The sequence below is a fragment of the Sulfurimicrobium lacus genome (genome assembly GCF_011764585.1).
Taxonomy (GTDB): Bacteria; Pseudomonadota; Gammaproteobacteria; order Burkholderiales; family Sulfuricellaceae; genus Sulfurimicrobium; species Sulfurimicrobium lacus.
In genome coordinates, this window is sequence record NZ_AP022853.1 from 2,233,070 (window position 1) to 2,254,174 (window position 21,105).

The window sequence follows — 21,105 nt, forward strand, 5'->3', positions numbered from 1 at the left end:
CCCGGTCAGGCCTGTAACTGCTGCAACAGGTCCGCTTCGAAACGCAGTACGTCTTTGGTTTTATCCAGGATACCGCCGGCAATGAGGAAGGTATCTTCGGCACGCTCCCCCAGGGTACTGATCTTGGCCGTATGCAGGTGCACGCCATGTGCCAGGAAAACGCGCGCCATGCCGTAAAGCAGGCCCGGGCGGTCGCCGGCCGTGACTGACAGCACCTGGTAGGTGCCCTTGTCGTCGGGCCGGATGCTCACCTGCGGCGTGATGGGGAAATGCTTCAGATGGCGGCTGATACGGCCGCGCAAGGGGTCTTCCAACGGCCTTGCCTCGACGAGTTGCTTCGCCAGTTCATATTCGATGAAGTTCAGCAGGTCGCGGTAATGGCTGGCTCGCTGCTCCTCATCCAGCACCACGAAGCTGTCCAGGGCGTACCCCTGGCGCGTGGTATGGATTTTCGCTTCCACGATATTGAAATTGACGTGCTCGAAAAAGCCGCAAATCCGGGCGAACAGGTCGTCGCGGTCCGGCATGTGGATCATGACCTGCAACCCTTCTCCGCTCGGCGCCAGGCGTGCCCGGACCACAGGTTGGCCGTCGTCTTTCACGCGGCCCAGAACGCGGGTATGCCAGGCGATCTCCTGTGCCTCGTGGCGCAGAAAATAGCTTTCATCAAGCCGCGCCCACAGGTTTTGTGCCGAAGATTCGGGTACCGCAAGCTGGCGCAGCAGACCCAGAGCTTCGATTTGTCTTTCCTGCAGCGCCTCGCCGGCTGGGGCGTCGCCGCACAAAAAGCGGTGGGTGGCGTGGTACAGATTTTCCAGCAGGCGGCCTTTCCAGGCATTCCATACCTTGGGGCTGGTGCCGCGGATATCCGCCACAGTCAACAGGTAGAGCGCGGTCAGGTGGCGCTGGTCGCGCACTTTCTCCCCGAAAGCGGCAATCACATCGGGATCGCTGAGGTCTTCTTTTTGCGCCACTGCCGACATGGTCAGGTGACTTTCCACCAGCCAGCTCACCAGCCCGGTATCCGCCGGGCTTAGTCCATGCAGGCGACAGAAGCGCCGGGCATCGGCCTTGCCAAGGCGGGAATGGTCGCCGCCGCGGCCTTTGGCGATGTCGTGGAACAGGCCCGCCAGATAAAGCACCTCGGGCCTTTCGAATTCGCTGATGAGACGGCTGCACAGCGGAAACTCATGGGAGAACTCGGGTACGGTGAAACGGCGCAGGTTGCGCAGCACCATCAGGGTATGTTCGTCCACGGTATAGACATGGAACAGGTCATGCTGCATCTGGCCGACAATGCGGCCGAATGCCGGGATATAGCGCCCCAGCACGCCATACTGGTTCATCCGGCGCAAAATGTTGGTCAGGCCGCGCCGTTCGCGCATGATTTCCATGAATTGCGCCCGATTGCGCGGATCGCGCCGGAATGCGGCGTTGATCGACGGTACGGCGCGCCACAGGGCACGCAGGGTCGGTGCATGGATGCCCTTGAGTTCCCGGTGCCGCTGCAGCAGCTGGAAGCATTCCAGAATCGCACCGGGCACTTGCTGGAAAACGTGTTCATCGCAGGCTTCAAGTAGTTGATTGCGTGCCTGGAAGCGAGGGCCGAGGGGGAGGGGAGGAACATCGCTGCTTGCGCTTGTCCGCGCGATCAGATTTTGCAGCAGGATTTCGTTCATCAGGCTTACCGCCTTGGCCGTGCGGTAGTAGCGTTGCATCAACAGCTCGCTGGCACTGCGATTGCCCTGGCTGGCCAAGCCCAGCTGTTGCGCCAGCGTTTCCTGGAAATCGAACAGCAAGCGATCCTCGCGCCGCTTGGCGAGGTAGTGCAAACGAATGCGCAGATTCTGCAGAAACAGTTCGTGGCGCTGGATGTGGCGCGCTTCCTGGGGCGTGAGCAGGTCTTCGTCGACCAGCTTCTTCCACGATTCACCGAGGTTCAGCGCCTGGCTGATCCACAGCACTGTCTGCAAGTCGCGCAAGCCGCCCGGACTTTCCTTGAGATTGGGTTCCAGGTTGTAGCCGGTATCGTGGAAGCGCGCGTGGCGCTGCTGCTGTTCCAGCAGTTTGGCCTGAAGAAATGTCACGCTGTCCATCTGTGCGGACAGGGTTTGCTGCAAAGCGGCAAAAAGTGCGCCATTTCCGCACAGCAGTCGCCCCTCCAGCAAATTGGTCTGCACCGTAACATCCTTGGCGGATTCTTCCACGCATTCGGGCACGGTGCGCACGCTGTGGCCTACTTCCAGCCCGATGTCCCAGAACAGGCCGATCAGGCGTTCGAGGCGGGGTTCGACTTCGTGCGACGGGGTGGTGTCGAACAGCAGCAGCAGATCGACGTCGGAATAAGGGAAGAGTTGGCCGCGCCCGTATCCGCCGACAGCAATGAGCGCAGCGGAAGCTGGCATGTCCGCTGAATGCCAGATGCCGCGCAACACTTTGTCAACCAGGTTGGCGTGGTGGCGCAAATTGGACGCGGTATTCGGCTTGTTGGAAAACGACTCGGCAAGACGCGCGCGACCGTCTTTCAGCGTAGCCCGCCAACGAGAAATATCGCCGGCATCCTGGGCAACGGGCAGCAGCATGATGGAACTAAGCGGCAAGCGCCGGAATGGGGGGCATGCCGGGCGAAACGGTGAGGACTTCGTAGCCGGCCTCCGTCACGACGATGGTGTGTTCCCATTGGGCGGAAAGGCTGTGATCCTTGGTGACGATGGTCCAGCCGTCGCCAAGCTGGCGAATGTCGCGTTTCCCGGCATTGATCATGGGTTCGATGGTAAAAGTCATGCCTGCTTCAAGTTTGGGGCCGGTGCCGGCTTTGCCGTAATGCAACACCTGGGGGTCTTCGTGAAATTCGCGCCCGATACCATGGCCACAGAATTCGCGCACCACGCTGAAGCCATTTTTCTCTGCATGGCGCTGGATGACGCTCCCAATATCGCCGAGGCGAGCGCCCGGCTTGACTGCCTTGATGCCCAGCCACAGGCATTCGTAGGTGATTTCGCACAGCCGCCTGGCCTGGATGGAAGGCTCGCCGACATAGTACATGCGGCTGCTGTCGCCGTGGTAACCGTCCTTGATTACAGTCACGTCGATGTTGACGATGTCGCCGTTCTTCAACTTCTTGTCGCCGGGGACGCCGTGACAAACCTGATGGTTGACCGAAGTGCAAATCGAGCGCGGATAGGGATTATGTCCCGAAGGGGCGTAATTCAACGGGGCGGGAATGGCGTGCTGGACGTTGATCGTATAGTCATAGCAAAGCTTGTCCAGTTCATCGGTCGTAATTCCTGCGGTGACGAACTGCGCGATATAGTCTAGCTGTTCGGCGGCGAGGCGTCCGGCAACGCGCATTTTCTCGATTTCTTCCGGGGTCTTGATGGTGATGCTCATATGGCTACTATCAGCTCAAAAATTCAGCAATGATAGAGGATTGGCCGGGTTTGTTGTAGCCTCAACTAAAAAAACAGTAATTACCGAACAGATATTTTTGGTAAGGCGTTCCGCAGGAAAGAGACTTGCCTGGAAGCTTGGCGGCACCGGTTATATTTCAGGTGCGCGTTCGATCATGAATCTTGTATCGGCTAATACAAAAAGCGCGGATGCATTGGGCAATTAACGCAAAGTTCGCTGTCATCCCGTCTGTCGGAATCGCAATTTCCAATGAGTTTTGTATATTCGCCAACGTATTCTTTTCTGAAGTCTTCTGAATGGTTAAACAAATACTCGGAAATTTTGGGTTGAAGGCATCGGGTGGTTTTCGAAGCTTTATCGCTCGTATATTTGTCCCAGATAAATTCATCCGGCAACATCCCAATCGCCGTCATCTCGTCTGTGTAACCCAATGCCTTATAAAAGTCTTCATTGTTCCTGATACGGTGGAACACCGCATCGTTCGCCATAATGCAGCGAAAGTCATCACGGTGTGGAATTGAAAGGTTGTATGAAAACTGTGGCATTTTCTTGGGGCTTTTCATGATTTTTCTCAAATCAAAAAGATGTAGCAAAGCTACGCCCATCCAGCACTTAGCGTAAATAGGTGTGAACACGTAGGGGGGGCGTCATACGACAGCCGGGCAAGAAGGCGGACGGGCAGACAGGCCCTTACAAAAGTCCGCCTGCCTCTAAAATGCTTCTATATATTTATGATGCACCCAATGTCGGGTAGTCAATGTAGCCTTCAGGTCCCGGAGTATAGAAAGTGGCCGGGTTCGGCTGATTCAGCGGCACCCCGGCTTTAATCCTGGCGGGCAGGTCAGGGTTGGCCAGGAAGCTCGTGCCAAAGGCGACCGCGTCGACCTTCCCTTCAGCAATGGCCTGGGTCGCCTCGTCGGGTGTGTAGCCCATGTTGCCGATGAGCACACCTTTGTAATGCGCGCGAACCGGCGTCATGACATCACCGTGTTGCTGCTGGAAAAAATCGCTGCGCATCACGTGAAGATAGGCCAGTTTAAAATCGTTGAGACGCGTAGCAAGCCACGAGGAAAGGCCGATCGGGTCGCTGTCTATCATGCTGTTGTAGCTGTTGAGGGGTGAAATCCGTAACCCGACCCGGTCGCTGCCCCATATGCTGCTAACGGCGTCGATCACTTCGAACATCAGCCGCGCTCGATTCTCAACGGCGCCGCCGTAAGGCCCCGCGCGCTTGTTCGAGCCATCGCGCAAAAACTCGTCCAGCAAGTACCCGTTGGCGCCATGCACCTCGACGCCATCGAAACCGGCTGCCTTGGCGTTTTCGGCGGCATTCCTGAATCCGGCGACGATAGCCGGCAGCTCGCTGTCGTCAAGTTCGCGCGGAATGACATAAGGCTTCATTCCCTCCGGCGTGTGCACTTCGTCGCCCGTGATGGCAATGGCGCTGGGTGCAACCGGCTGGACTCCGCGGTTGAGCAACGGGTGACAGGCGCGTCCGCCGTGCCATATCTGGAGGAATATCCGCCCACCTGCGGCGTGAACGGCATCGGTCGTGCTCTTCCAGCCGGCGACCTGGGCGGCGGAGTAGATGCCGGGTTCCATCCAGAACGCAGAATTGCCCTCCATCGCCATGGTGGCTTCCGCAATGACCAGGCCGGCACTGGCTCGCTGGGCATAGTGCTGCGCCATCAAGTCGTTCGGAACATGTTCGCCGCTCGCCCGGCAGCGGGTCAGAGGGGCCATGAAAATGCGGTTCGGCACGGTCAGCGCGCCGAGTTCGAGAGGGGTGAACAGTGTGGGCATGACGGGAGTCTCCTGAGGGAACGCTCTGAATCCTAGCATGAATGGATGACCGTCAGCAGCTTCATGAGCGGACTGCGCCGTGTCCCGATTCGCATGCCGATTCGGCGAGGGCAGGGCGCATCCGTGCGGAATCGCCCTATCTTTGCGTGAATTTCCTGTCATCCGGAGGATGGAACTTATTGGACCGATTCCCTGCCTATCTTGTTCCGAAGGCGGGATTTTCCCTGCTTCGAGTTGAGGAAGGAGCGTTCGTTTCGACAGGAAAACTTTAAGGAGGACAATAGGATGCGTGTACTGATTGTGGAGAAAGATCCATTCGGGCGTCGCCTGCTGGAGCAAATCATACGCCTGGAAGGCTACGAGGTTTTTATCGCAGAGTGCGCCAAGGGCGCCAAACGGATGGCCAGGGAACTCCGTCCGGATATTATGCTGATGAACGTTTTTTATCCTCTGCACGCCGATTCGGAGCCGCTGGAGCAGATCAAGGTGCGCTGCAACAAAAGTGCGGTCCCGTCTCTGCTGGTTTCATGCATGGGCAAATGCGATCGCCTGAGCGCAAGGGCTGGCGCGTCGATCTTTGACCGCCTCCCTTCCAACCTGAAAATCCGCATTGTCGACAGAATACTGCGGCTCTGTTATGGGCTAAAACAATTCAAGCGCAAGTCCGTGGGCCAGTGCAGGCTCAAGGTGGACAGCATCTTTTCGCTGAGTGAGCTGGAGTCGCAGCCGGTGTTAATGGGGCGTTGATACTTGGCTGACGTGGCCGGACGGGGTCAAGTTGTCCGGTAAGTGCCATTGCTCCACATAGCCGGTAGTACTCAATGCGCACCAAGTCCGTTATCATCAGAACAACGTTTGCGCCGTTGACAGCGCTTCAATACGGGGTTTTTTGATGGAACGATCACTGCTGGTCGCCTTGAGTGCCATGCTGCTCGCATCGAGCGCTGCGTGGGCGGGGCAATTCGAGGATGGAGTGGCTGCGATGGATCGAGGCGACTACGTAAAAGCCGCGACCGTATTCCAAACCCTCGCCACAGAAGGTAACGCGCAGGCCCAATACAATCTTGGCTTGATGACCGAAAAAGGGCGAGGCGTCCCGCGGGACTATGTCGGAGCGGTGAGCCTGTACCAACTGGCGGCGGCGCAGGGCAAGGCAGAGGCGCAGCGTAATCTGGGAATAATGTATCGCGACGGCTTAGGCGTCCCAAAGGATCCGGTTCGCGCATACATGTGGCTCAACCTCGGTGCGGCGGAGAGTGCGGCCAATGCGGCGGATTACCGTGATGCAATTGCCAAGACCATGAAGCCGGAACAAATTGCGCTGGCGCAGAAATTGGGGAATGAATGCAAACAACGCGGGCTCAAGGGATGTGACTCACCCCAAGGCGCGCGTGCGGCGGGCTCGGCCACGGCAACGCCAGAGGCGCAGTAATTGGCCATACGTTTTGACATACTGGTTTTCCCCCGCTCGGAAAAGCCGCCCCAAAGTCACCTTAGTAGCAGAAGCCTAGGCCCATTTTTTTCAGCCCACCTCAATTCATTTCGTCTATCCTTTCTCAAAATGCATTCACGATTCGTTAAATCGTCAGTGCATTCCTAGACTTCTGTTCGATTTTCCAATCAGCGTTGAAGGAATTGAAGCCATGAATTCCGATGAGGTTTTTTCCCGTTATCCCGCACTGGCGGGCTACCGTTCCAGGATGGTTTCCGCCGAGGAAGCCGTAAAGCTGGTGCAGCCCGGCAACGGCGTTTATCTGGGCTCAGCCTGCGCCACCCCGCGCGTGCTGGCCAATGCGCTGGAGAACCTGAAAAATCCGCCCGCCGGGGTGACGCTGTACCATTTCCAAACCGACGGGGCGATCCCTCATCGCGGCGAAGAATCTGTCACGCGCTACCGCCACAAGTGTTTCTTTGTCGGCCGAGACGTGCGCGCGGCGGTAGCCAGCGGGGACGCGGAGTACATTCCCATCTCCCTGTCGCAGGTGCCGCGGCTGCTGGAAAACAGATGCATACAGGTCGATGTGGCACTGGTCCAGGTGTCGTTGCCGGACGAGTTCGGCTATTGCAGCTTCGGCGTTTCGGTGGACGTTACGTCGGCAATGGTGCAGCACGCCCGACACGTGATCGCGGAAATCAATCCCAACATGCCGCGCACCCTGGGTGACAGCCTAGTGCATCTCGACCGCTTCGCGCACTTGGTGTGGAACGACACGCCCGTGATCGAACGCGTGCGCAGACCGGCGGACGAAGTGTCGCAGCGCATCGCGCGCAATATCGCCCATCTCATCGACGACCGCTGCACCCTGCAGATCGGCATGGGCCGGTTGCCGGGCGAAGCCCTCAAATATCTCGGCGACCGGCGTGACCTGGGCGTGCATACCGACGTGCTGACCGACGATTTTCTCGAACTGATCGAGAAGGGCGTGGTGAACGGCAGCGAGAAAAGCCAGTACCGCCACATGATCGTTGCCAGCTACTGCCTCGGCACGCGCCGGCTGTACGACCTGATCGACGGCAATCCGCTGTTCTCCTTCCAGTCCATCGAGCGCGTCTGCGATTCCAACACCATTTCACAACAAAACCGCATGGTGTCAGTGAATCAGGCCTGCGCCGTAGACCTCAGCGGACAAGTCTGCACCGACCAGTTCCAGGGCAAGTTCTGCGGCGGCGTGGCGACGCAGGCGGAGTTCGTGCGCGGCGCGGCCCGCTCGCCCGGCGGCAAGTCGGTGATCTGCCTGCAGTCCACTTCCGACGACGGCAAAGAATCCCGCATCCGGCTCCAGTTAACGGGTGGAGAGGGCGTGGGCGTGGCGCGCCAGGATGTTCATTACGTGGTGACCGAATACGGAACAGCCTTCCTTTTCGGCAAGACGGTCCGGGAACGGGCGCTCGCATTGATCAATATCGCGCATCCTGACTTTCGCAGCGAACTGCTGGCAAAAGCCAGGAAAATCGGCTATCTGCGCCCGGAAGACAAGCTGCGCAAACTTGACACCTATGCCGCAAAGGATGAACGCAAGGTCCTGCTGCGCAGCCAGAAGACGGTCCTGATCAGGCCTACGCGCATCGGCGACGCGGCGGCACTGCAGCAATTCTATCGCGCCATGAGCAGCGAAGACCGCTACACGCGGACCTTCCGACGCTTCAACAATCTTACCGACGAAGAGGCGCTGCGCCTGTGCAACACCGACCAGGCCAGCGTGGTGGCGTTCGTGGTGGTGTCGCAGGAGGACGGCAAGGAAAGCCTGATCGGCAGCGCCTGCTATTTCGTCAATCCTTCGACCAACCTCGCCGACGTCGCCTACATGGTGGCGCCGAAATGGCAGGGTGTAGGGATCGGCAAGGAACTCCAGCTGCGCCTGATGGAACACGCCAAAGCGCGGGGCCTGCGCGGCTTCACTGCCGAGATTCAGGCCTACAACCCCAACATGATCAACCTCGCCAAGCAGGCCTGCGACGACATTTCCATCCAGCGACGCGGCGAGACGCACGAAGTGGTGATGTTGTTCGAATAGCGGTTGTTTAAAGTGCGCACAGCAGCAGCGATTTTTTGAACGACCGCATTAGTTTATGATTTTACATAATATACAGTGGTCATACCGTAAGCCTTGATGGGCGCGGCATCAGCGGGGCGTTGTGTCACTATCAAAGTGACAGCGAACACAATTGAAGCGGCCACGCCGCCGAGCCGCTTGAAGAAATTTTCCCAATATCTCCGCTTTTCTTCGTTCGGTTCGTTTTCCAGTTCAATACGGGCGATCACCTCTTGCAAACTGCGCCCAGTTAGGTCTGCAATTCTGCTTTTTGCATAGTCGTCGGGGGTGCTTAAACCCTTGCGGTAACGGCTGATCGTTTGCTTCTTTACGCCTATTCTCAGAGCTAGGGCGTTATCGCTGGTTATTCTGGATTTCTCCTTGGCTTCGTCGAGCAGGGTGTCAATCGCGTTTTTCTTTTCCATGGCCTTACCTCCTTTTGATGTGCGAATAATATTCCGGTCACATTGCATTGACAACGTCAATCTACTGTGACTATTATTCGCACGTCACATTTCATTGACTGCGTTGTTTGCTGTAGTTGGGGAGGGAAAATGGCTGTACGCAAATCCAAGAAGCACCAGCTCACGTTGTTCCCCGGCCCTGTCGCCGGCGACATCCCTTACCCCATTCACATCAATTACGACGATGGCCAAGGCTGGAAATCCTGCGATGTTCATCGCGCCTTGCATGTCCTTTCCTTGTTCTACCCAGCTCACCGGATCGACGATCTCCTGGCTACCGGTCGGCCTGTTGCTGTCGCGGTAGGTGGCCGATCTGTCTACTTCGCTCGCCCCTGTGTCGGCGTCGAGCTTCCTACGACCTTCTGGCAAGTATCCAGCGCGCTCGGCGCGGAGCGCCCGGAGCGCGGCACGCGCCCGGAAGCTCCGCTCGCCGATCGCGCGGTCCTGGCTGCCTCCTATGGTCGGAGGGCTGCTTGATGTGCACAGTTTGCGCCCCGGCAGCGGAGAAATCGGCCTTTCTTGGTATTAGGGGGAAATCTGCGGCCACTTCTCTGGACAATCGGCAATCTGAGGCCGACGAACTGAGTCAGGCTAGAGGCCGGATTTCCAAGTTCAAGCTCCAGCGTGCCGCGCAAAAGCTTTTGCCGGAAGAAGCCGTGGCGCGGTGCCATCGGTTCAACAAGGAACGGCTGCACAATCCCGGCGTGGACGTGATGCTGAATCGCGTTACTGGACGCGCCAGCTTCGGCAATGTCGTCACCTGCGGCAGCTTGTGGCATTGCCCGGTGTGCGGTGCCAAGATTTCGGAAGGTCGCCGTGCCGAGCTTCAAGGCGGTATGGTGACGCACCATGCAAGAGGAGGGCGGGTGTACCTCCTCACCTTGACCTATCCGCATGATCGGACCATGAAGCTTTCCGATTCTTTGGCTTCTCTGGCCACGATGCTACGCAAGTTCAAGGCCACTCGGGTTTACAAAGACACTATGCGCAAGGCTGGAAGCAAGGGCAGCGTTCGCAGTCTCGAAGTAACGCATGGCGAAAACGGCTGGCATCCTCATACCCATGAGCTGGTTTTTGTCGATGGCTCGAATTCAAGCGATCTCGAATTGATCGAGAGCCTCCGCTCTCATTGGGGCAAGGCGGTGTTCAAGGAACTCGGTGCGCACATCAACGAACATGGCTTTGATGTCAGGTCGGGTGATTCTGCTGCCGAATATGTCGCCAAGTTTGGCCGCGATGCTTCCGGTTGGACTGCTGCGCATGAAATTACAAAATCCAACGTCAAGAAAGGCCGCAAGGGTAGCCGTTCTCCTTTCGACATCCTGCGCGACTACATGGCTGGGTGCGCTCAGTCCGGTGCGCTGTTCGTCGAGTATGCAACCGAGTTCAAGGGCAAGCGCCAGCTCTTCTATTCTCGCGGCCTAAAGGAATATCTCGCGATAGAAGAAATTTCGGATGAAGAGTTGGCTGAAGGCCAAAAAGAAAAAGAAGAACAGGAAATGCTGGGAACTATAAACGAACAGGACTGGCTTGCCGTGCTTCGCAACAATGCGCGGGGCGAGGTTTTGGAAATTGCCCAGCGTCACGGCTGGGAAGGTGTCCAGTTCATCCTGGAGAAGATGCGTGCTTCGCTAGGTTCTGATGAGCCGTGGTATCGGTCGGTTCGGCGTTTCATCTGTTGGTGACATCGATGCGCCGGATCGGTTCGGGCCGGGACGGATGTGTGTCACCAATTGGCAACAGCTTCAGCTGCACCAGGGTGTAAAAGTGTCGCCAAGTAACGGTTAGATTTTTCCCTACATCGTCGGCCCACGGTGAGAGAAGGGACAACGGGCCAACAAGGAGAAGTAAACATGCATGCAACGTATACGGCCAAAGTGGTTGGGCTCAAGGCAAATAAGGGTGAATTCGATTCAGCCGATGGTAAGAAAATCAAATATGACTACACGAAGGTCTTTGTCGAGCTTAGCCTGCGTGGTGACAAATCGCGTGGGGTGGCTACCGAGGAATACAACGTTGGCGATTCGGACCTGTTCGACACGATCAAACATATCCCGCTGCCGTTCATGTGCGAAATCGATATGGAAAAGACGAGCACCGGTTCCGAAGAGCGCGAACAGGTCGTTGGTTTCCGCCCGACTGCTGCTGTTAGCACCACGACTGGCGAGGTCAAGCCGTCGGTTGCAAATCTTAAGTCGGCGTCGTGAATTATAAAATTCGGGAATCATCCCAATCCGGCACGGCGGCACCGTGCAACCTGTGAAAGGAAATTGAATCATGAAAAACGTAAAAATGGTGTTTGCCGTCGTTCTGGGCTGGGTTACCGCTGCTTCGACCGCTTTCGCTGCTGTTCCTACCGAAGTGACCACGGCAATCAGTACTTCCGGTACTGACGCTGCTACGGTGGCTTCTGCTGTGTTCGTGGTGCTGGTCGGCATCTACGCTATCAAGCTGATGCGCAAGGGCCTGTAATGTCAACTGGCGCCCTGTTTAATGGGATGTGTTATCCGTCTCAGTCTGCTGCGGCTGATGCGTTCTATTCGACAGCGGCGCCGGCCACGCTTCCTGGTTCTACTTCATACACTGGTTTTTATCGGCTTATCGCTGGCCAGTGGAATTACACACAGACTACCTACAATTCTAGCGGTGTCGCTACTAACGGCTGGAATGTTGTTGTTAACTCGCCAACGTTTCCGACCTGCGACACTCTTCAAAATCTCAATGATGGTTTGACGCTTGGTTGGTTGATCGCTTCTGTTTGGGCCGGTGTATGGGCGTTCAAAGCCATGCGCAAGGGAACGGAATGAATCCTGCTGCCATGTTCGACCCGTATTTTATTACGGCCTTTATTGCTGTTGTGGGGGCCGCATGGATAGCCTTCAATTGAGACTCGCCCACTTTTACGGGCTGATTGTGTCGGTTTGCATTTTACTTATTTTGCTGGTTCTTAGTGGTGTTGCGCTTGCTGATACCGTTGCTTCTATTCCTCCTTCGCAGACGTGCACTGTTACATATAATTGTTCGCCTCCGGCTTCTGGTACTGGTTCTTCGGGTGCGCAAGCGTGCGCGAATTTTCTTCCGAGCATTAAGGCCTGCGATCTTACGAATTCTGGTTATGATCGGTCTTTGACTATTGTCGAGGCGACTGATACGACTTGCAAAATTCATTATGATTCGGGGTATGTCCAAAATTTCGGGATGGGTTGTGTTCCTGCGAGCGGGGGCGCTACGTGCCCTGCTGGCGGCTATATGCTCGATACTGGGGGCGCAACTTGTTCCCGTCCCGACTGTTCTGCCGGTCAAACTCGCGATTCTTCAGGCGCTTGTGTTCGCGATTGCAACGCGATCAAGGGCACGAATTACAGCGGTTATATTCCTGCCGGTTCCAATCCGGCTACAGTCTGTCAGGACGGCTGTAACGCAACGGTGGTTAGTGCCACAAATCAGGCGATGGCGGGTGGGGTCCAGGTGATAGCCGGGTCCTTCAGCTATTCCGGTGGTAGTTGTACCGGTAACAATATTACGGGCGGTGCGCCGACGTCCTCTTGTCCTGTTGGCAAATGTCAGGGCACGATTAACGGCGTGGCGCAATGTTTTGCTTGTTCCGAGCTGGGTAAAACGGCTACTGCCTACTCCGGCACGTCTGATACTACGCTTAAGGTGTCCACGTATAACGCCGATGACACTACAACTACTTCTGTGACGGATACTGCGAGCAATACAACTGGCACGCCTGTCACTGAGGCAAAAACCGAGAGCGCGAAGTTTTGCGAGGATAACCCTACGTCGATACAGTGCCAGGAGCTTGGCGAGGCTCCGTTGCCCGAGATCGTGCCAACCTCTGAAAAGATGCTTGGCGAAATAACTCCTATTTCTTTGGGTGGCGCTGGTTCCTGCCCGGCGTCTGCGGTCTATACGGTTGCGGGTCGTTCGTTTGAGTTCAGCTATCAAAAATACTGTGATTTCATGATTGCGATCAAGCCGTTTATCCTGGTGGCTGCTTGGCTTGCGGCTGGCTTGATATTTGTCGGTGGGGTGCGTCAGTGATCGCGGTTTCTGCGCTTGTCCTGTTCTTTAGTCTGTTCGTTCTGGCTATGTATTTGCTGCTGTTCTTTTGGGAGTTCTGGTTATCATGGGTCTGTTGATTCCGCTTTTAATTAGTCTTGCTGGTAATCTCGTGGCGCGTGCCTTGCTGTCGCTTGGGATGGGGTTCGTGAGTTACCAGGTGTTAACCACAATCGCGTCGCGGGTGGCCGACCAGATAACGATATTGTGGGGTACGGGGCTGGCTCCTGTGCTGTCGATGCTTGAGCTGGCTGGTGTTGGTCAGGCTATCGGGATTATCTTGGGTGGCATGATGGCTCGCGCCACGTTGGGCGCGTCGATTGTCTTGCAAAAAATCTCGTCATGATTGAGTTGCACACTGGCGGTAATGGCGCTGGCAAAACCTGCGAAATTGTTTCGCGCTTGATGGCGATCAAAGATCGACCGATCTTCGTTTTTGGCATCAATGAGCTTTTAATACCTCATGAGAAAACTCCGCCGATCTCGGAATGGACAACACTTCAGCCTCACCCTGAAGATGCCAGCCTTCTTGTTCCTACCTTCACATTTCCGCCTAATGCGTTGATCGTTATTGATGAGGCACAGAACGTCTACCGTCCTCGTGGTACTGGCACTAAGGTGCCTGACATCGTGGCGGCGTTCGAGGCGCACAGGTCGCTGGGTATTGATTTTTGGCTCATCACGCAGCATCCCGGGCTTATTGACTCCAATGTCCGAAAGCTGGTGCGGCGGCATGTTCATTACCGTCCTACTGCCTTAGGTCGCTATTGCTACGAATGGCCTGAGGCCCAGGACCCTGAGAAGCGTTCCACCGCTATCAAGCGCAAATATGGCCTGGATAAGAAAGCGTTTGCCATGTACAAGAGCGCGGACGTTCATACCAAGCTGGTGCACAAAAAGCCGTTGGCTTTTTATATCTTGGGTGTCGTTGTTGTGCTTGCGGCGGTGCTTGGGTATCGCGTCTATTCCCGCGCATCTGAGCATTTAGCGCCTTCCGCGAAGCCTGCCGACGCGGCGTTGTCGGCGCAGCCTTCTGGTCACGGTGGTGTTGGTAGGCAATCGACTGATAAGCCTGTTGCGTTGGTGGATTACGTTTCACCGGTGGCCGGTAAACCGGAATTTGCGCCAGCCTATGATGAGCTGCGCAAGCCGAAATATATGCCGGTTGTTTCTGGCTGTGTCCTGTCTCGTAAGGGTTGCCGTTGCTACACTCAACAGGGCAGTAAGGTTGATGATGTTTCAGCCGATCAGTGCAAGGTGTTCGTTGCTGGTGGTTCTTTCAATCCATACGACTCTGCTGTTTTGGTTGCGGCTGGCCAGCCTGGACAGGTCAAGATTGATGCTCCTTCGAAGACTGTTGATATTGCACCTTCTGAAATTCCTCCGCATTCTGCGTTACCTCATCGGCTCAACGATCAGGGTTAAGTAGCAAATCTCTGGCAGGGTAGGGCGTTGTTTTGGTGACACGAATTACCCGGCGCCGGTCCCGATCCGGCGTTCCTGTGTCGCCAATTCCTGGCCGGGGTTGGTGACAATCTTTCTACCTGGTGCAGCTGTAACTGTTCCCAATATGGTTGTAGAATCGTATGGCATAATGAGAGGGGTGCTATGCAAGCCGCTTTAGATTACTACTGGAACGTTCTGTTCTATCAGTTCAATCACGCTCTGTATTGCTCATCTTGCAGCCTGAGCACGCCCATGTGCCATGGGTTCTGGATGTGGTCCTTGTTCATCGTGGAAGCGGCAGGCCTGCTTGTCTTCGTGCCTATCCTCAACCGTGAATATCAAAAATATCGTGGGCGTAAAAGCTATCTGAAGTGGCTGGCCGATTATGAAAAGGTCGCTGATGCCGATGTTATGGCCAAGGTGTCATGGAAAGGCCATACCTATGTCGATGCGGATTTGTCGCATGAAGAGCTGTCTGCACAGATTCGCCAGGAGCTGGCAACCCGGCGTGATGTGTCAGCTTGAAATGGTGACAGGTTATTCACCTGGTGGATCCATGAGTGTAACCAATGGTTACAGGATCTCGTTTTCTGGATCCTTCGAGTGTAACCAATGGGTACAGAGCTGCAGCCAGCTGCTCGGCGGGCTGTCACCAATGGTTAAAGTGGCAAGCGGTGTCTTGCGCTGTTTCAATTTGCCGTGTGATCCATCCTAAGTGGTTTTCCAGTTGGTTTATCTCTTGTATGAGTTGGCGGTGCCGTTGGGCGCGTGCGATGCGTGCGTGTGCTTCCTCAATTCGTTCTGGGTCTGCTCCTATGTACTCGCGGACTCGTTCGCCGTTTTGCTGAGGGTGGATCAGGTAGGCATATTTTCCGGCTTTGTAGTGGATCGTTCCGAAACAGTAGCCTTGTTCCTCGATTTCGGTTTTCTCTTCTGTTAGTGTTTCGATGGTGCATAGGCCGTTGACTACGCTTTTCTCGATGTTGTTTAGTGTTTGTTTGATGGCATCGAGTCGCTTGTTCTGGTTGTCGATGAAATCAATGGTGTGGATGTCTTCAGCTTGTTTCATATTGTTATCCTTTTGGTGACAGATTTTGCGATCGAGGCGCTACTAGGTGTTACCAATTATCGCTTTCTGAGTAGCTGGTTTTTGATGAGCCTCGCGATTACTGCGCTTTTGCTCTCATCGCGGAACTTCAGGTATTCCTCTAAGCCCTTGTAAAGGTCGTACGGCAGCTCGACGGTGAAGGAGTGGAGCTTGTGCTTCTCGCGGTGGGCGCGTACCCGTGCTGCGTTGTTTTCGTGGATTCGTTTGCGTCCGCCTGTGCCTGGTCTTTTGTTCATGGTTTGGGCCTCCGTTCGTTTCGTTGGTTGTAACGATTCATGGGAAAAAAGTTGCGGGTTTGGTGTCAGATTGCGTTGACCAGGTGCGGTGCGGTGTTGCCAAATTCGATGAAAGGCAAGGGCATTTGAAATGCCGTCTTCATCGTCCTCGCTGGTTTGCTGCAAAATCCCTTCTTCCATGCTTTAAACCATTTGGCCGTGCTTTCCCTAACGGTTTTCATGACCTGCAAAGCAATCCCTACAGCATCGGCAAAGGGTAGCCAGAACTGGCGTTCCTTGAACTCCGTGCCTTTCATGTAGGTTTTGCTGTTCAGGTTCACTTTGCTTTTCCCGTCAAGTTGGCAAATGCCGCTTGTGTATCAGCATCGGGGCCGGTGGTTTTCCGGGCCGGATGGTGGTGCACATGTGGCATGGCTACGAAGCTCAATAAACAGCTGGTAGGGTCAAGGGCAAACCGGAAGCCGCAAGCGGAGCGGAACGAAGTGAGCACCGAACGGGTGAGGATTTGAGCGGAGCGCCCCTTGATGCTGCCGGGTGTTTATGGAATGACTGCTCCGACTTTGATCGAAGCAAAGAGGGGTTAGGTTTTCCGTGGTGCTTCTGACAATCTGGATAGCCATGTCATAATTCGCGCATGCCTGAATGGGGTGCTCGCCTTCGCAATTATTATTGGATGCTTCGTTATCATCGTGCTTACGATTATGCGGCACGGCGGTGCTACTATCGCAAGATCGAGGCCGAAAAAAAACGCCTGATTGAGTCAGGCGTTCATCAAGAAGAGGTAAGACTTTACTGCCGCAGTTTGGCTAACCTGCGCAATAATGCCGCACGCATGAGGTTTGAAAGTTTCTCAAAGCAGTTGCGGCTTTTTTGAATAACTTTGCAATCCATGATTTTACATAATATACATTATACGAAGCCAGCGATTTAACAAAATCACCAGAGCGGCGCTAGCCGCTACCACCGCCGCCTTTAGCACGCCGAAGTAATTTTGATAATTTTTTGGAAGTAAAAGTCATAAATCGCCTCTTTGCACGATATTTCGCACTTTTACTTCCTTTTCCGCTGTTCGCTAAGATTTACGGCGCCTTCGTGGCTTAATGGATACGGTCTTAGCAGGCTGCTTGGCAAGCAGACGCTGCATTTCCAAGTCGCGCTGCAACAGCACGTTACGAGTATCACGTTCTGCCACCAAGGTTTGTAATGATTGCAGTTGCTCGGTTTGTTGCTGGTTCAAGTTTCGCATTTCCCGCAGCATGCCTTCTGCAACTCCAGTTCCCTGCCTGGCGTTCGCAAGTTCATTCTGTATTTTGGTGATTTCATTACGAAGACGATCAGTAGCCTCTAGATGTGTCTGCCGAAGTTGCACCAGCTCTTTCTGTAGTTTAACCGTGGATGTTCGCTCACGATCAATTTCCAGCAACGCATGTTTCTCTTTCGCGTCGTACCGTTCTTCAGATTTCTGTAGTGCTTGGCGCAGCTTTTCCAGTTCGGCCGCGAAGTCACGCCGCGCCTCGGATAATGCGGCTTCAAGCGATGCATTTTGAAGTCCCGCAGCTGCCAGTTGTGTTGACAATGAGTCTTTACTGGCGCGTTCGGACGCCAGGTCCCTTTCTAGTTGCAGAGAGCGATCAAAGGCCATTTGGGCAGAATGACGTGCCTGTTCAAGTTCCTTTAATGCGGCAGCCCGATCGTTCTCGGAATTCGCTTTCGTGGTTTGCGCTTCTAAGACAGCGTTCTGAGCTTCGACTCGGTAAGCCGCTAGCCCCTCATGAGCCGCCGCTTGGGATTGAGTCCACAGGGCCGCAACCATTTCACCTGCTGCGGTCTTCAGTTCGTCCGGAAGATCAGGATGCTCAATTCTTACCCGGCTTTTCTCACGCAAGTCTTCCCAGAATTTTCCCAGTGCTTCGGCTGGTGCCGACATGCTGCCCTTTCGGACATACTGGTACAGCTTGTTAGCCGTGGGAGTGACACCATACCGGAAAAACAAAATGGTGCAGACCTCTCGGTACAGATCCTTAGTATCAGGAACGCTTTTTCGAAGAGCTTCTATGTCGGCGGTAATTTGTGATTCTGTGGTCATTTCGTAGCTCCTGCGACTCCATAGCTAAGCATCATTAGGCTCTTGTCGTTAGTAATATAACGTATAACGTTGTAGATATGATTTTGAATTAGTAGATTTTGACATTATGACTCTACTGTCGAATAATGTCTGGAAATGCTATTTCTAAAATGGCCTGACCTTGGAATATAAAAAATGACCGATCTGGTTCGCATTTCCGCCATCGCCCCGATCGAATTTATTCATTTGTCCAGGGCACTCGATGGCCAGAATGGTTCAAATCGGGCACTCGGTGGTCGACCTCAGATCGCAGCACAGAATGATATCGATGCAATCAAGGCATGGCTGGCCCGCTTCGCCGATACCCAAACGACTTTCACCAGTTATCGAAAGGAAGCTGAACGTCTTCTGCTCTGGTCCGTCATTGAGCTCGGGAAACCATTATCTTCCCTGACCCACGAGGATCTGCTGGTTTATCAGCGATTTCTAGGCGACCCGCAGCCGCCCGAGCGCTGGGTCATGAAGGCTGGCCGCAAATGGTCGCGGTTTGAGCCGGACTGGAGACCTTTTGCCGGCCCTCTCTCCCCAACTAGCCAACGCCAGGCGATCGTGATCCTCAATACGCTTTTTTCCTGGCTAGTCAATGCTGGGTACTTGGCAGGCAACCCCTTATCGCTGTCACGCCAGCGACAACGGAAGGCCCAACCGCGGATCACCCGCTATCTGGAGCAAGACCTCTGGCAGGAGGTGAAGACATCCATTGAGCTTATGCAGAAGGAAACTGAGCGGGAACAGGAACACTACTTCCGTGTGCGGTGGCTGTTTTCACTCTTGTATTTATGCGGATTACGGATTTCTGAGGTAACGGAAAATACAATGGGTGGCTTCTTCTGCCGTCGGGACAAGGATGGTGAAGAGCGTTGGTGGCTAGAAATTACCGGCAAAGGGGACAAGACTAGGATTGTTCCGGCCACCAACGAGCTGATGGTCGAGCTAGTGCGCTATCGACGTGAAAACCGGCTGGCGCCCTTCCCTCTTTCCGGGGAGTCAACTCCCCTTCTCCTCCCGATCGGGGGAAAGCAGAGGCCCCTAACGCGGAGCGCAGTACATCTGATCGTGAAGGAGGTCTTTGAGAGAGTGGCAAGGCGTATCGAGGAACGCGGCCCTGACTTTGCGTCTAGAGCACAGCTTCTCAGGTCTGGTTCGGCGCACTGGCTACGCCATACCGCGGGCTCGAACATGGCTGGTGGAAACATGGATCTGCGGCATGTTCGCGACAACCTCGGCCATGAATCTATTTCGACTACAAGCAAATATCTTCATACTGAAGATGATCAGCGTCACAAGGAAACGGAAGCAAAACATCGACTGGGGTGGTAACAATCAACGTGCCGACCCAATTGCGTATTTTGTGAACGGCAGACCTGTTCCAAATGCTGACACAATTGAATAGAAAATCGCATCTGGCAGAGTTCGATCCAAACCCGTTAGTTGCCATTTATATAGCCAATGACCGCGTTCTCAACTGGGTGTGCAGTTCGCTTGCATATCACTTTATAGGTATTAAGGGTCAGCTCACGAAACGGAAAAAATCGTACGCTAAGGCATAGCCAATCCGTGACTACCACGCGCCGACACCGCGAGGCTCGTTCCGTCTTGCAGCTACGCAATGGCCGGCACGTCTAGCCTCCCAGGAATGGTTTAAACGCGGCGGAACACCAGCGAGCCGTTGGTGCCACCGAAACCGAAGTTGTTCTTCAGCGCCACGTCGATCTTCATATCCCGCGCCGTGTTGGCGCAATAGTCCAGATCGCACTCGGGATCCTGCTCGAAGATGTTAATGGTAGGCGGCGATATCTGATTATGCACGGCAAGAACGGTCAGCACCGACTCCAGGCCGCCTGCGCCACCCAGCAGGTGGCCGGTCATGGACTTGGTGGAATTGACCACCACTTTGCGCGCAGCATCGCCAAGGGCCAGTTTGATGGCCTCGGTTTCGTTCTTGTCGCCCAGCGGCGTGGACGTACCGTGGGCATTGATGTACTGAATTTCGTCTGGATTGACTCCGGCATCGCACAAGGCCTTAACCATTGAACGTCTCGGGCCATCGGTGTCAGGCGCTGTCATGTGGTAAGCATCGCCACTCATGCCGAAGCCCGCTAGTTCCGCGTAAATTTTGGCGCCGCGGGCTTTGGCGTGTTCATACTCTTCCAGCACCAGCACGCCGGCACCCTCGCCCAGTACGAAACCATCACGCCCCTTGTCCCAAGGCCGGCTGGCAGTCGCGGGATCATCGTTGCGCGAGGACAGCGCTTTGGCAGAGCCAAACCCGCCGACAGCCAAAGGCGATACGGTCGATTCTGCACCACCGCAAACCATCACGTCTGCATCGCCGTAGGCAATGGTTCGGGCGCCGATACCGATCGCATGCAGACCGGTGGTGCAGGCGGTTACCACAGCGTAATTGGGGCCTTTCAGACCAAACATGATCGACAGGTTGCCTGGAATCATGTTGATGATGGTGCCCGGAATGAAGAACGGCGAAATTTTGCGCGGTCCGCTTTCAAGGTAGGTCGTGTGAGTTTCCTCGATCATCGGCAAGCCGCCGATGCCGGAGCCGATATTGACCCCGATACGCTCGGCGTTTTCCGGCGTCACTTCCAGACCGGAGTCCTTGAAGGCCTCCATGCCCGCCACCATGCCGTAATGGATGAAAGTATCCATGCGGCGCGCTTCCTTGGCGGAAAGGAACTGGGTGACGTCGAAATTCTTCACTTCCCCGGCGACCTGGGAAGCAAAGGCGGAAGCATCGAAGCGGGTGATCCTGGTGATGCCGGATTTGCCAGCGACGATGTTGCTCCATGTCTCGCCGACACCGATACCGACCGGGGATACCGCGCCCAAGCCGGTGATGACTACTCTGCGTTTAGCCAAGGTGACTCCGTTATAAGGTTGAAATAAAAAAATACTGGAA

General features: G+C 55.2%; 24 protein-coding genes. 14 read left to right on the forward strand and 10 right to left on the reverse strand.

What is annotated here, in order from left to right; translation table 11 throughout:
- Nucleotides 1-5: 5 nt before the first annotated feature.
- From SKTS_RS11000 to SKTS_RS11015, 4 genes are all read right to left on the reverse strand, one after another.
- Entirely contained in the window at nucleotides 6-2,582 is a 2,577-nt protein-coding gene (locus SKTS_RS11000) for a [protein-PII] uridylyltransferase (RefSeq protein ID WP_173064618.1), read from the reverse strand.
- 7 nt (nucleotides 2,583-2,589) lie between these two features.
- Entirely contained in the window at nucleotides 2,590-3,390 is an 801-nt protein-coding gene (gene map, locus SKTS_RS11005) for a type I methionyl aminopeptidase (RefSeq protein ID WP_173064621.1), read from the reverse strand.
- A gap of 191 nt (nucleotides 3,391-3,581) precedes the next feature.
- Entirely contained in the window at nucleotides 3,582-3,974 is a 393-nt protein-coding gene (locus tag SKTS_RS11010) for a hypothetical protein (RefSeq protein ID WP_173064624.1), read from the reverse strand.
- 166 nt (nucleotides 3,975-4,140) lie between these two features.
- The gene (locus SKTS_RS11015) at nucleotides 4,141-5,214 is read right to left on the reverse strand and encodes an alkene reductase (RefSeq protein WP_173064627.1); all 1,074 of its coding nucleotides are present in this window, start codon (nucleotides 5,212-5,214) and stop codon (nucleotides 4,141-4,143) included.
- A gap of 285 nt (nucleotides 5,215-5,499) precedes the next feature.
- Here SKTS_RS11015 and SKTS_RS11020 point away from each other — a divergent pair, with 285 nt between their 5' ends.
- From SKTS_RS11020 to SKTS_RS11030, 3 genes are all read left to right on the forward strand, one after another.
- On the forward strand, nucleotides 5,500-5,961 hold the full coding sequence (locus SKTS_RS11020) for a response regulator (RefSeq protein WP_173064630.1): 462 nt from the start codon (nucleotides 5,500-5,502) through the stop codon (nucleotides 5,959-5,961).
- Between the two features lie 145 nt (nucleotides 5,962-6,106).
- On the forward strand, nucleotides 6,107-6,646 hold the full coding sequence (locus SKTS_RS11025; protein ID WP_173064633.1) for a tetratricopeptide repeat protein: 540 nt from the start codon (nucleotides 6,107-6,109) through the stop codon (nucleotides 6,644-6,646).
- A 211-nt stretch (nucleotides 6,647-6,857) separates the two neighbouring features.
- Nucleotides 6,858-8,729, forward strand: coding sequence for a bifunctional acetyl-CoA hydrolase/transferase family protein/GNAT family N-acetyltransferase (locus tag SKTS_RS11030; protein WP_173064636.1), 1,872 nt, complete (start codon nucleotides 6,858-6,860; stop codon nucleotides 8,727-8,729).
- A 53-nt stretch (nucleotides 8,730-8,782) separates the two neighbouring features.
- On the opposite strand, the gene SKTS_RS11035 is transcribed toward SKTS_RS11030, so the two are convergent.
- The gene (locus tag SKTS_RS11035) at nucleotides 8,783-9,172 is read right to left on the reverse strand and encodes a helix-turn-helix domain-containing protein (RefSeq protein ID WP_173064639.1); all 390 of its coding nucleotides are present in this window, start codon (nucleotides 9,170-9,172) and stop codon (nucleotides 8,783-8,785) included.
- 129 nt (nucleotides 9,173-9,301) lie between these two features.
- Here SKTS_RS11035 and SKTS_RS11040 point away from each other — a divergent pair, with 129 nt between their 5' ends.
- From SKTS_RS11040 to SKTS_RS11080, 9 genes are all read left to right on the forward strand, one after another.
- Nucleotides 9,302-9,688, forward strand: a complete 387-nt coding sequence (locus SKTS_RS11040) for a hypothetical protein (RefSeq protein WP_173064643.1) — start codon at nucleotides 9,302-9,304, stop codon at nucleotides 9,686-9,688.
- Nucleotides 9,688-10,896: a protein rep gene (locus SKTS_RS11045; RefSeq protein WP_244617511.1), complete on the forward strand. Its 1,209-nt coding sequence runs from the start codon at nucleotides 9,688-9,690 to the stop codon at nucleotides 10,894-10,896. The genes SKTS_RS11040 and SKTS_RS11045 overlap by 1 nt, the downstream gene beginning before the upstream one ends.
- A 168-nt stretch (nucleotides 10,897-11,064) precedes the next feature.
- Nucleotides 11,065-11,418 carry a hypothetical protein gene (locus SKTS_RS11050; RefSeq protein ID WP_173064649.1) on the forward strand — a complete coding sequence of 118 codons (354 nt, stop codon included), beginning with the start codon at nucleotides 11,065-11,067 and terminating at the stop codon, nucleotides 11,416-11,418.
- 70 nt (nucleotides 11,419-11,488) lie between these two features.
- Nucleotides 11,489-11,683: a major capsid protein gene (locus SKTS_RS11055; RefSeq protein ID WP_173064651.1), complete on the forward strand. Its 195-nt coding sequence runs from the start codon at nucleotides 11,489-11,491 to the stop codon at nucleotides 11,681-11,683.
- Nucleotides 11,683-12,018, forward strand: a complete 336-nt coding sequence (locus SKTS_RS11060; protein ID WP_173064653.1) for a hypothetical protein — start codon at nucleotides 11,683-11,685, stop codon at nucleotides 12,016-12,018. The genes SKTS_RS11055 and SKTS_RS11060 overlap by 1 nt, the downstream gene beginning before the upstream one ends.
- 61 nt (nucleotides 12,019-12,079) lie before the next feature.
- Entirely contained in the window at nucleotides 12,080-13,258 is a 1,179-nt protein-coding gene (locus SKTS_RS18985) for a virulence factor TspB C-terminal domain-related protein (RefSeq protein ID WP_244617312.1), read from the forward strand.
- A gap of 85 nt (nucleotides 13,259-13,343) precedes the next feature.
- Nucleotides 13,344-13,622: a DUF2523 family protein gene (locus SKTS_RS11070; protein ID WP_173064656.1), complete on the forward strand. Its 279-nt coding sequence runs from the start codon at nucleotides 13,344-13,346 to the stop codon at nucleotides 13,620-13,622.
- Complete coding sequence (locus SKTS_RS11075; protein WP_173064659.1) at nucleotides 13,619-14,701, forward strand: zonular occludens toxin domain-containing protein; 1,083 nt, start codon at nucleotides 13,619-13,621, stop codon at nucleotides 14,699-14,701. The genes SKTS_RS11070 and SKTS_RS11075 overlap by 4 nt, the downstream gene beginning before the upstream one ends.
- 300 nt (nucleotides 14,702-15,001) lie before the next feature.
- Nucleotides 15,002-15,247: a hypothetical protein gene (locus SKTS_RS11080; RefSeq protein WP_173064662.1), complete on the forward strand. Its 246-nt coding sequence runs from the start codon at nucleotides 15,002-15,004 to the stop codon at nucleotides 15,245-15,247.
- Between the two features lie 124 nt (nucleotides 15,248-15,371).
- Here SKTS_RS11080 and SKTS_RS11085 read toward each other — a convergent pair whose 3' ends face one another.
- The 3 genes from SKTS_RS11085 to SKTS_RS11095 all read right to left on the reverse strand — a co-directional run bounded on the left by SKTS_RS11085 (nucleotide 15,372) and on the right by SKTS_RS11095 (nucleotide 16,386).
- Entirely contained in the window at nucleotides 15,372-15,791 is a 420-nt protein-coding gene (locus SKTS_RS11085; RefSeq protein WP_173064665.1) for a hypothetical protein, read from the reverse strand.
- Nucleotides 15,792-15,847: 56 nt separating this feature from the next.
- Nucleotides 15,848-16,066: a hypothetical protein gene (locus SKTS_RS11090; RefSeq protein WP_173064668.1), complete on the reverse strand. Its 219-nt coding sequence runs from the start codon at nucleotides 16,064-16,066 to the stop codon at nucleotides 15,848-15,850.
- A 65-nt stretch (nucleotides 16,067-16,131) separates the two neighbouring features.
- Nucleotides 16,132-16,386 carry a hypothetical protein gene (locus tag SKTS_RS11095; protein WP_173064671.1) on the reverse strand — a complete coding sequence of 85 codons (255 nt, stop codon included), beginning with the start codon at nucleotides 16,384-16,386 and terminating at the stop codon, nucleotides 16,132-16,134.
- Between the two features lie 314 nt (nucleotides 16,387-16,700).
- On the opposite strand from SKTS_RS11095, the gene SKTS_RS11100 reads away from it, so the two are divergent.
- Nucleotides 16,701-16,940, forward strand: a complete 240-nt coding sequence (locus tag SKTS_RS11100) for a hypothetical protein (RefSeq protein ID WP_173064674.1) — start codon at nucleotides 16,701-16,703, stop codon at nucleotides 16,938-16,940.
- A 198-nt stretch (nucleotides 16,941-17,138) separates the two neighbouring features.
- Here SKTS_RS11100 and SKTS_RS11105 read toward each other — a convergent pair whose 3' ends face one another.
- Entirely contained in the window at nucleotides 17,139-18,152 is a 1,014-nt protein-coding gene (locus SKTS_RS11105; RefSeq protein WP_173064677.1) for a DNA-binding protein, read from the reverse strand.
- A 174-nt stretch (nucleotides 18,153-18,326) separates the two neighbouring features.
- Between SKTS_RS11105 and SKTS_RS11110 the strand changes: the two genes are divergently transcribed.
- Nucleotides 18,327-19,511 (forward strand): tyrosine-type recombinase/integrase, encoded by a 1,185-nt coding sequence (locus SKTS_RS11110; RefSeq protein WP_173064680.1) that lies wholly within the window; start codon nucleotides 18,327-18,329, stop codon nucleotides 19,509-19,511.
- 321 nt (nucleotides 19,512-19,832) lie between these two features.
- Here the strand turns inward: SKTS_RS11110 and fabF are convergent, their stop codons facing one another.
- The gene (fabF, locus tag SKTS_RS11115) at nucleotides 19,833-21,065 is read right to left on the reverse strand and encodes a beta-ketoacyl-ACP synthase II (RefSeq protein WP_173064683.1); all 1,233 of its coding nucleotides are present in this window, start codon (nucleotides 21,063-21,065) and stop codon (nucleotides 19,833-19,835) included.
- Between the last annotated feature and the right edge of the window lie 40 nt (nucleotides 21,066-21,105).

What these genes read in the sequence shown, in the direction of transcription:
- SKTS_RS11090 (WP_173064668.1), bottom strand. Translation starts at nt 16,066, where the DNA reads ATGAACAAAAGACCAGGCACAGGCGGACGCAAACGAATCCACGAAAAC.
- SKTS_RS11040 (WP_173064643.1), top strand. Translation starts at nt 9,302, where the DNA reads ATGGCTGTACGCAAATCCAAGAAGCACCAGCTCACGTTGTTCCCCGGC.
- SKTS_RS11045 (WP_244617511.1), top strand. Translation starts at nt 9,688, where the DNA reads ATGTGCACAGTTTGCGCCCCGGCAGCGGAGAAATCGGCCTTTCTTGGT.
- SKTS_RS11060 (WP_173064653.1), top strand. Translation starts at nt 11,683, where the DNA reads ATGTCAACTGGCGCCCTGTTTAATGGGATGTGTTATCCGTCTCAGTCT.
- SKTS_RS11105 (WP_173064677.1), bottom strand. Translation starts at nt 18,152, where the DNA reads ATGACCACAGAATCACAAATTACCGCCGACATAGAAGCTCTTCGAAAA.
- SKTS_RS11110 (WP_173064680.1), top strand. Translation starts at nt 18,327, where the DNA reads ATGACCGATCTGGTTCGCATTTCCGCCATCGCCCCGATCGAATTTATT.
- SKTS_RS11010 (WP_173064624.1), bottom strand. Translation starts at nt 3,974, where the DNA reads ATGAAAAGCCCCAAGAAAATGCCACAGTTTTCATACAACCTTTCAATT.
- SKTS_RS11100 (WP_173064674.1), top strand. Translation starts at nt 16,701, where the DNA reads ATGCCTGAATGGGGTGCTCGCCTTCGCAATTATTATTGGATGCTTCGT.
- SKTS_RS11020 (WP_173064630.1), top strand. Translation starts at nt 5,500, where the DNA reads ATGCGTGTACTGATTGTGGAGAAAGATCCATTCGGGCGTCGCCTGCTG.
- SKTS_RS11015 (WP_173064627.1), bottom strand. Translation starts at nt 5,214, where the DNA reads ATGCCCACACTGTTCACCCCTCTCGAACTCGGCGCGCTGACCGTGCCG.
- SKTS_RS11075 (WP_173064659.1), top strand. Translation starts at nt 13,619, where the DNA reads ATGATTGAGTTGCACACTGGCGGTAATGGCGCTGGCAAAACCTGCGAA.
- SKTS_RS11085 (WP_173064665.1), bottom strand. Translation starts at nt 15,791, where the DNA reads ATGAAACAAGCTGAAGACATCCACACCATTGATTTCATCGACAACCAG.
- SKTS_RS11055 (WP_173064651.1), top strand. Translation starts at nt 11,489, where the DNA reads ATGAAAAACGTAAAAATGGTGTTTGCCGTCGTTCTGGGCTGGGTTACC.
- SKTS_RS11000 (WP_173064618.1), bottom strand. Translation starts at nt 2,582, where the DNA reads ATGCTGCTGCCCGTTGCCCAGGATGCCGGCGATATTTCTCGTTGGCGG.
- SKTS_RS11025 (WP_173064633.1), top strand. Translation starts at nt 6,107, where the DNA reads ATGGAACGATCACTGCTGGTCGCCTTGAGTGCCATGCTGCTCGCATCG.
- SKTS_RS18985 (WP_244617312.1), top strand. Translation starts at nt 12,080, where the DNA reads ATGGATAGCCTTCAATTGAGACTCGCCCACTTTTACGGGCTGATTGTG.
- SKTS_RS11070 (WP_173064656.1), top strand. Translation starts at nt 13,344, where the DNA reads ATGGGTCTGTTGATTCCGCTTTTAATTAGTCTTGCTGGTAATCTCGTG.
- SKTS_RS11050 (WP_173064649.1), top strand. Translation starts at nt 11,065, where the DNA reads ATGCATGCAACGTATACGGCCAAAGTGGTTGGGCTCAAGGCAAATAAG.
- SKTS_RS11035 (WP_173064639.1), bottom strand. Translation starts at nt 9,172, where the DNA reads ATGGAAAAGAAAAACGCGATTGACACCCTGCTCGACGAAGCCAAGGAG.
- map (WP_173064621.1), bottom strand. Translation starts at nt 3,390, where the DNA reads ATGAGCATCACCATCAAGACCCCGGAAGAAATCGAGAAAATGCGCGTT.
- SKTS_RS11030 (WP_173064636.1), top strand. Translation starts at nt 6,858, where the DNA reads ATGAATTCCGATGAGGTTTTTTCCCGTTATCCCGCACTGGCGGGCTAC.